7 protein-coding genes are annotated in these 8,363 nt (G+C 60.1%); 3 read left to right on the top strand and 4 right to left on the bottom strand.

The window, feature by feature from the left end; all coding sequences use genetic code 11:
* Window positions 1–2: 2 nt before the first annotated feature.
* On the bottom strand, window positions 3–2,015 hold the full coding sequence (locus tag OHL13_RS10500; RefSeq protein ID WP_263410077.1) for an ATP-binding protein: 2,013 nt from the start codon (window positions 2,013–2,015) through the stop codon (window positions 3–5).
* Window positions 2,016–2,098: 83 nt separating this feature from the next.
* Window positions 2,099–2,809 (bottom strand): esterase family protein, encoded by a 711-nt coding sequence (locus tag OHL13_RS10495; RefSeq protein WP_263410076.1) that lies wholly within the window; start codon window positions 2,807–2,809, stop codon window positions 2,099–2,101.
* Between the two features lie 48 nt (window positions 2,810–2,857).
* Between OHL13_RS10495 and OHL13_RS10490 the strand changes: the two genes are divergently transcribed.
* From OHL13_RS10490 to OHL13_RS10480, 3 genes are all read left to right on the top strand, one after another.
* Window positions 2,858–3,685, top strand: a complete 828-nt coding sequence (locus OHL13_RS10490) for an alpha/beta hydrolase (RefSeq protein ID WP_263410075.1) — start codon at window positions 2,858–2,860, stop codon at window positions 3,683–3,685.
* Between the two features lie 145 nt (window positions 3,686–3,830).
* Window positions 3,831–4,079: a 30S ribosomal protein S16 gene (gene rpsP / locus OHL13_RS10485; protein WP_263410074.1), complete on the top strand. Its 249-nt coding sequence runs from the start codon at window positions 3,831–3,833 to the stop codon at window positions 4,077–4,079.
* A gap of 283 nt (window positions 4,080–4,362) precedes the next feature.
* Window positions 4,363–4,665: a KH domain-containing protein gene (locus OHL13_RS10480; protein WP_263410073.1), complete on the top strand. Its 303-nt coding sequence runs from the start codon at window positions 4,363–4,365 to the stop codon at window positions 4,663–4,665.
* Between the two features lie 316 nt (window positions 4,666–4,981).
* Here the strand turns inward: OHL13_RS10480 and OHL13_RS10475 are convergent, their stop codons facing one another.
* Together OHL13_RS10475 and OHL13_RS10470 are read right to left on the bottom strand one after the other, a co-directional pair.
* Entirely contained in the window at window positions 4,982–6,796 is a 1,815-nt protein-coding gene (locus OHL13_RS10475) for an ABC-F family ATP-binding cassette domain-containing protein (protein WP_263410072.1), read from the bottom strand.
* A gap of 176 nt (window positions 6,797–6,972) precedes the next feature.
* The gene (locus OHL13_RS10470; RefSeq protein ID WP_263410071.1) at window positions 6,973–8,253 is read right to left on the bottom strand and encodes a hypothetical protein; all 1,281 of its coding nucleotides are present in this window, start codon (window positions 8,251–8,253) and stop codon (window positions 6,973–6,975) included.
* Between the last annotated feature and the right edge of the window lie 110 nt (window positions 8,254–8,363).

The following is an 8,363-nucleotide window of genomic DNA, read 5'->3' as shown; positions in this document are numbered from 1 at the left end:
CATCATCCATACCGCGGCAGGAAGAGGGAAAAAGCCGTGCCGCTGCGGCCCTGCAGTGTGCTGGAGTAGAACCTCAACTCGCCCTCATGCTTATCCACGATACCGCGCGAGATCCATAGCCCCAGCCCGGTTCCGTTGATTCCCTTGGTGGTGTAGAAGGCCGTGAATATATTCTTGCGCGTCGCTTCTGACATACCGCTGCCGCTGTCTATCACCGTAATGCGCAGCCCCTTGCGGCCTGTCTTCCAGTCGGTCGCCTCGCGGCTTACGATCATCACTCTTCCGCCAATGCCTTTCATTGCATCAATCGCATTGCCGATCAGGTTGTTCAGCACCTGGCGGATATCGTTCTCAAAACATTGCACCGGCTGCGCTCCGCGATGCTGCTCGATCAGGCGGATGTTGGAGTTCGTCAGGCGTCCCTGGTACAGCGCAACCACAGGCTTCAGCAGCTCTTCCGCGGTTACCCATGTGGGGCGCGTGGCCTGGCGATGGAAGCGTAGTGTCTGAGATGCAATCTGTGAGACGCGTTGCAGCTCCTTCTCCGCAAGAGCCAGGGCATCGGCAGCCTCCTGCGGCAGCCCCGGGGTGTGCTGCGCAATGTACAGCAGGTTCGTTGTCGCTTCCAGCGGGTTGTTGATCTCGTGCGAGATCGAGCTTGCCAGCCTTCCCACCGCCGCCAGCTTTTCGCTCTGGATCAGCGCCTGCTCGGCGCGTTTCTGCGCGGTGGTCTCCAGAATCACCGCGGCGACGGCGCGCACCGTGCCATCCTCGCCCCGCACCGGCATGTAGCTCACGGTCCAGTAACGGTGTTGCCCCGGACGCGACGGTAACTCGCCTTCCAGGTTTACATTGCGAATCGTCTCTCCCGTTGCGGCGCGGCGCATCAGTGGCTCACACTGCGGCCATAGCCCCACGGCAATCTCGCGAAAGGGCTGGCCGATAATCTGTTCGCGCGGCAGCCCAATCACACCGCTCTGCAGATCGTTGACGCGCAGGTAGCGGAAGTCATCCAGCGAGAACAGCGACAGGCCGATAGGGGCTGTCTGGTAGATCGTCTCCAGCTCCGCCCACTGGCGGTAGACCTCGCGCCGGCTGGCTTCCAGCGCCGCCTCGGCCTGCTTGCGCTCGGTGATATCGGCAAGCACGCCAAAGCGGTAGCGGCGGCCATCTTCACGGTGGGAGTAGCGGGCCCGCAGCCATACCCAGCGCGCGTTCTGTTCGACGCGCTCCACGCCGGCAGGGAAGACACGCGATTCATATTCAATGTCGCTGCCTGTCGGTTCTGAAGCGAGCACCTGCGTGAGCACCCGTTCCCGGTCCTCCGGGTGCAGATGATCGGCCCAGCGATCAAAGCTCCAGTCTTCGGGAATCTGCTCATATCCGAAGATGTTCGCGAACCGTTGCGAGATCTTCATCGCCGGGGCGCCAAGCTCATAGGAGTAGTAGCCGAAGTCGCCGGCTTCCATGGCGAGCCGCAGGTTTTCTTCGCTGCCGCGCAACTCCTCCAGCGTGGCCAGGTGCGAGGCAGCCTCCCAGCAACGCACGGCCACCTGTTCCACCAGGTCAATCTCCTGGGGCGTCCATGCCCGAGGAGTATGGCTGTGAACCGCCAGGGCCGCCCGCAGCGGCTGATTCTTGGGTACAGGCACACACACCAGCGCATGCACGTTGGCCTGGCGGTACGCTTCGCGGGAAGCAGCAACACGTGCGTCCGTCTCCATGTTCTCCACCACGAAGGTCAAGCCCTCGCGCAGGGTGGCCATGGCTGTTTCAGAGAACTCGCGCGCCCGCAGCACAGGCGAAGGCAGAGTGTACCGTCTGTCGCTTTCCTGGAGGTCTGCCTTTTGGCCAATCTCGGCGTAGATACAGCGTGCAACCCGCAACTCGTCGCGCAGCAGGTTGCTGGCAATCTGCGTGACTTCGGCCGCGCCGGTAATTCCGTTCAGAGCGCGGTCCAGGCGGTCAAGGAAACGCATACGTTGTGACGGCGGACTTTGGGGGGTGTGGCTCATCACGGAGGCGCTTCCTGACGATCATACGCACCCTTCTTGATGAAGCAAGTGGGTGCCGCGGCAAAATTCAGCGTCTCATTCCCTCAAAGATACTGGGCTGCCATGCGCCGCCACCATGGCCAGTCATGGCCCGCATTGTCGCCCCATACATCCAGCCGCACGGGGATTCCTTTCTGCCGCATCACGGCAGCCAGCTTCTCGTTCTGGTCCCAGCACTGGTCATGCACGCCGGTGGCCAGCACGTACACATTCTTACGGTAGCGATCCAGGTACCAGGGGTCGTACAGGTTGGGCAGAAAGTACGTTGGAAACAGCAGGTAGCTGTCCTCGTCGGAGTAGCCGTTCAGCAGGCACGAAAGGTCAAAGGCTCCGCTGATGGAAAGCATGCCGGTAAATGTCTCCGGGTGCCGCAGCGCCATGCTGGCTGCGTGGAAGCCGCCGAAGCTGCAGCCGGCAAGCGTCAGTTGCGGAGCATGGTTCTTCTGCCGGACAAGCGGCGTGACCTCATTCAGGATGTACTGCTCATACTGCAGGTGGCGGCCAATGCGCCAGCGTGGCGGAGCCTCGCGGTTGTACCAGCTCTCGCTATCGACAGAGTCCACGCAGAAAAGCTGCAGCTGGCCATGGTCGATCTGCCGTTGCACAGCCTGCACCATGCCGTTGTTCTCAAAGTCATAGAACCGGCCCTGCGAGGTGGGAAAGACAAGGGTGGGGATGCCCGCATGGCCAAAGACCAGCAGCTCCATCTCCCGTCCAAGCGCCGGGGACAGCCATGTATGGTATTCGCGATTCATTCTGCCCTCCCCGCTCTGCTAGGCTTGAAGCCATCCTAACCGGGAGCCTTGCGTATCGCTGTGTCGTACCAGCCGGAGAACCATTTCGAACAAGAGGCTGCCGCGCTCGATATCCATCCGCGCCTTCACCGCTACCCTGGCTTTCACTCCAGCTTTCTTCCGGATGACCGCGAGGTGATGGTCTATCTTCCGCCCCGGTATTTTGACGAGCCGGAGCGGCGGTTCGCTACCTTCTATCTGCACGACGGGCAGAACCTGATCGATCCACGTACCTCGTTCATCCCTGGCCAGACCTGGCGCGTCCACTCCACCTCAGACCTGCTGACCGTGCAGGGAGTAACGGAGCCGGTCATCCTGGTCGGCATCGCCAACACCGGCCTCCGCCGCATGGCCGAGTACACCCCCACGGCCGATCCAAAGCTTGGCGGCGGGGAAGGGACGCAGTACGCTCGCCTTCTGGTGGAGGAGTTGAAGCCCTTCATCGACCAGAGCTATCGCACCCTGGCAGGGCCGCAGCATACCGGTCTTGGCGGTTCCTCGCTGGGGGGCCTTATCTCGCTTTGGACCGGTTTCCACTATCCGGATGTCTTCGGAAGGCTGGCCGCGTTGTCACCCTCGCTCTGGTGGGACCGCCGCAGCCTTTTTACCGAGGTGGAAAGGCTCTCTCCTGAGCCAAGACCGCGCATCTGGCTTGATATGGGGTTGCTGGAAGGTGGAAAGCACCTGCGCAACGCTGCCGCCATGGCCCGCCTGCTCCGGCGTAAAGGCTGGAATGACCAGAATCTGCGTTTTCTGCGGGCTGAGGGCGGGGTTCATGCCGAATCTGCCTGGGCGGAGCGGTTTGGAGAGGTCCTCCGTTTCCTGTTTCCTGCCTGAAAACATTGCACCGCGGCGTGAAATTGGGCGATACTTAGATGTTGGGAAATGAAGGGCCATGCCCTGTAGCTCCCGCGTGGGCCCGCGACCGGCACTGCCGGCTTGCCCAACATCATTGAAGAGAGATTGAGGAATTCCTGTGCTGATGATTCGTCTCGCGCGTTTCGGCGCGCGTAAGCAGCCCTACTATCGTGTCGTTGTGATCGAAAAGGACCGCGCCCGTAACGGCCGTTCGGTCGAGGTTGTGGGCACCTACAACCCGCGTACCAACCCTGCCTCCGTGAGCCTGAACCGTGAGCGCATTGAGTACTGGACAAGCAAGGGCGCACAGATGTCTGAGATCGTGGCGAAGCTGTTCGCCAAGACTCCGGCTGCCGAAACCGCGGCTGCCTAGGTTACCTCGGGATGGCCGGAAGTAACGGCCTCCGGTGCCTAAAAATAAAACATTCGCACCATTTCGCTTGTTCGTTGGGCGGCCTGCTCACGTAAACTTCTCCCAACAGTTCCTTCCATTTGGAAGCGATCTGGTAACAGCGGGCCGGCCGTGTCATTCCCACTCGGTTGGTTCGTGTCGCTGCCGGGACTCTGTAGTAGCAGTGTGTTCCAAAGATCCCATAGAGGGACAAGAACCACTGTGAAGGGTTTCGGGAGCGTTTTACTCCCAAGAGGTGTGTGTGATGAGTCAGGCAGTTCAATCGGAGCCAACTGGCCCCGTGGAAAGTATGCGTAACCTTGTCTTGGAGATAGCACGTGCTCTGGTCGACAAGCCCGAAGATGTGGTCGTTGATGCCCTGGAAGATGGCGGTACAACGGTTCTTCAGCTCCGGGTTGCAGTCGGAGACGTAGGAAAAGTGATCGGCAAACAGGGCCGTACAGCACGATCGTTACGGACCATCCTCGGCGCCGCCAGCATGAAACTTCAGCACAGGTTCGCCCTGGACATCGTCGAAGAAGATGACGAAGAGGGCGGCGAGGAATAAAACGGACGCTTCGATCTGAATCGTAAGTGTGAAACGGCGTGCATACCCTGCGCGCCGTTTCCATTTTCCCAGAGTCTTGTGTTCGCTGCAAGACACAAGATCGTGCGGCTTTTTCTCTTCCACTGAGCGGACGCTACTGCTTCTGCAGCCACTGGCCCTACTGCTTCTGCAGCCACTGGCCAAAGACGTAGCCGTGATGCATCACGGCTACGACGAGCGCAGCGAAAAGAATGTGCCAGGCGAGGCGCCGTGCCTTCTGATGAAACTCAGATTTTGGGTACATTTGTCCCCAAAATAACATAGGCCCCAGCCCGGTTTAGCCTGCTTTTTCGGTCAATTCTGCCCAGCGGACATAGAGTCCATCCAGATGAGACTGAGCGGTCTCAAGCTCCGCCAGCGTCTTCTGCAGCTCTTCCGCGTTGGTGGCGACAGCTGGGTCCTCCAGCTTCTCGTGCAGGGCCACGACGATGGCATCCGCCTCGTCCACGCGCTGCTCGATGGTGGCAAACTCCCGTGCCTCCAGGTAAGACAATTTCTTCTTGGAAGACGTGTTGGAGGTGCTTCCGGAGGCGCTTTTTGCGTCACTTTGCGCGCTTCTCGACGCGTTATCGAACTCATTTTCGTCGCGCCACTGCTCCCACTGGCCGTAGTCGGCGAACTGGCCGGCGTTCCCTTTTCCATCCAGTCCCAGCACGGTCGTCGATACCCGGTCCAGCAGGTAACGGTCGTGCGTGACCAGGATGAGAGCCCCGGGAAACTCCAACAGCGACTCTTCCAGGATCTCCAGCGTCGGAATGTCGAGGTCGTTGGTCGGCTCGTCCAACAGCAGAAGGTCAGCGGGCTGCAGCATCAGCCGGGCGATCAACACACGCGCGCGCTCTCCGCCGGAGAGGCGATGGACGGGCTGGAAGAGCTGCTCACCGGTGAACAGGAAGCGGTTGGCCCAGCTGGCAACGTGGATCTGCCGGCCGTTGAAGATCACCGAGTCGCCACCGTCTGGGGTGAGCGCTTCCTTCAGCGTAAGCGACGGGTCGATCTCGCGCAGCTGCGAGAAGTAGACCGTGCGCAGGAACTCGGCACGCTTGATGGCTCCGGAAGTAGGCTGGATCTCGTCGCGCAGCAGACGTAGCAACGTGGTTTTGCCGCTGCCGTTTGGACCCACCAGTCCGACGCGGGTGCCGGCGGTGAAGGTAAAGTTCAGGCTGTTGAAGATGGTCTTGCCGCCGACCTCGTAATGGAGATCGGTGAGTTCCACCAGGCGCTTGGTCTTTCGATCGCTGGCGGTGAAGTCGATGTCGGTGGAGCGTGTGGTGGTGCGCGAATTGACATCGGCCAGCTTGCCGATCAGCTCATGTGCGCTGTCGATGCGGGCCTTGCTCTTGGTGGTGCGCGCCTTGGGGCCGCGGCGCAGCCAGTCAATCTCGGTCTTCACGCGGTTCTTCAGAGCTTCCTGCTCTTTTGACTGCGCCGCGAGATACGCCTGCTTCTCTTCCAGGAACTTCGAGTAGGAGCCGCGGACGCGCAGCAGGCCTTCGGCATAGACGCGGTTGAGCTCAATGATGTCGGTGGCGATGTTTTCGAGGAAGTAGCGGTCGTGCGAGATGGTGACGACGGCGTAGGGCGCCTGCTTGAGCACCTCTTCCAGCCACTCGATACCGGAGAGGTCGAGATGGTTGGTGGGCTCGTCCAGCATCAGCACGTCGGGGTGGGTGATGGTGGCCTCGGCGATGGCCAGACGCTTGCGCCAGCCGCCCGAGAGCGATGCGGCCTCGGTGTCCATGGACGGGAAGTCGGCGCGGCCTACAGTCTCATGCAGGCGGCCGTCGTGCTCTGCGTCGGAGACATTGGCGGCCTTCATGGCGTCTTCCAGTACCTGGCGGACAGTGCGTCCTGGCGCGAAGTTGGATTCCTGGTGCACGTACGCGGTGCGGGCGCGCTTGCGGGTAGCCACCTCGCCGGAGTCGGGCTCCTGCTGACCGCCGAGAATGGCAAGCAGTGTCGATTTTCCGGCACCGTTGGGGCCGATCAGGCCGATGCGGTCGCCGTCAGAGACGGTGACCGAGATATCGCGAAAAAGCGGCTGCGCGCCGAAGGCTTTGCTGATGGTACGTGCGTTGAGGATAGGAGGCATTCACTACTAGGATACCGGGTGGGGTTGGATGGTGTGATGGGTGGCTGGTTGAAATGCAGGTCCCTCCACTGCGCTGCGCTCCGGTCGGGATGACACTCACTAAGTGTAGTGGGCTGTCCTTCCCACCCATCCGCTGCGCGTATGGATGGGGCACCTGGCTTTGATGAGACGCCGGTTCAGATGTCCGGGACGAAGACGAGTGTGTCTCTATATGCGATAAGGCGGTCCATCAGGGCATGCTGTTGGCGGCCGAGTTCGATAAGGCGGCGGCTTTCTTCGTTACGGGGTGCGAGGCGGCAGGACCATGTTGGCTCGTCGATGGTCTTGTCTGACGAGTCGGCCAGGACGTAGACCCCGGTGCCGGTTTTTGGGGTGATACCGAGGTGCTGCAGAGAACGGTCGTTCGTTCCAGCAGCGGAGAAGCGAATGGATGGCTGGGTGGTGAGGGCGCCGACAGGCTGTATGGGATCTGGCGTGATAGTTATGGTCAGCTTGGGTGCGGCACCTGGCTGGGATTGCTGATTGACTGCGGTGACGGTACCGGCAAGATAGCCATCGTAGCCACGCGTACGGGTATTGAGGGGAACGACGCAGTCGAGCAGGTCGCCTGAGATGGCTGGGCGGTCCTGGTCGTAGGCGGCAGCGGTTGGCATGACGTCTTTTGCTTCAGAGCACTGGCTGCTTTTATGCATGCATTCCAGACGGAAGTCGAGCAGACGGGAGATGGTGGCTGAGTCAGCAAACGGGGTGTAATGCAGCCAGGAGCGGACGAAATACCCGTAGTCTTCATTCTCGTCTGGGCGAAGAAAAACAAACTCGGGATGATCCGCCATGTGGGGGAAACCAGTGAAGGGCATGTCTGCGGTTCTGGCTTCGATTGCGAGCGCGGAATGTGGCCCCTGACTTTTCTGGAAAATGGTCAAGCCGTATCCCCGGCTCCAGATATGTCCATCGAAGACGCCTATTTCTCCTCGCACCATGGTCGGGTAGTCACCGCCGAGAAAGTGGCTCCCCAAAGCGTTGAGCAGTTCCAGTCCAAGCTGAGCCCGGGTTTCCGGCGCAGGAAGAATATGGCCCAGGGTCACCATAAAGTCGCATTTCTTTTCCGTGCAGGAAGAGGATACTTCTCCCCAGTTCTTCCAGCGAGCCACGAATGCCTGAGCGTCAGAGAAGCTGGATTTGCCGGTTTCGATGGAGCGGATGTCGCTGAGCAGGCGTTCGGCGCGGTGGTAGAGGAGGTACTCCTGCACGCGGATAGTTACTGTTGCTGCGAGGAGCAGCAGGAGAGCGGTGGCCAGCGTGATCTTCAGGGTGCGAACGAGTGTCTTGCGCATGGTTGAAAGGTCCGAAGCAGATCCGCTCAGGATGATAACTATTACGTAAATAAATATAAATAAACGAGATAATTTCTTGCTATTATCTGTACGAATCCTGCACAGATACGAAGATTCAAGCACTTACGAAAAAATCCTACACGGAATCTGCACAGAACGAGTCAAACGATGGAGGCGAATTATGGCATTCGTCACCGGAAAAGAGGAACTGAAGCCGGGCCTTATCATCTTCC

This window comes from Terriglobus tenax (assembly GCF_025685395.1).
GTDB classification, from domain to species: Bacteria; Acidobacteriota; Terriglobia; order Terriglobales; family Acidobacteriaceae; genus Terriglobus; species Terriglobus tenax.
The sequence above is the reverse complement of the archived record's forward strand: the minus strand, read 5'-3'. Positions and strand labels throughout refer to the sequence as shown.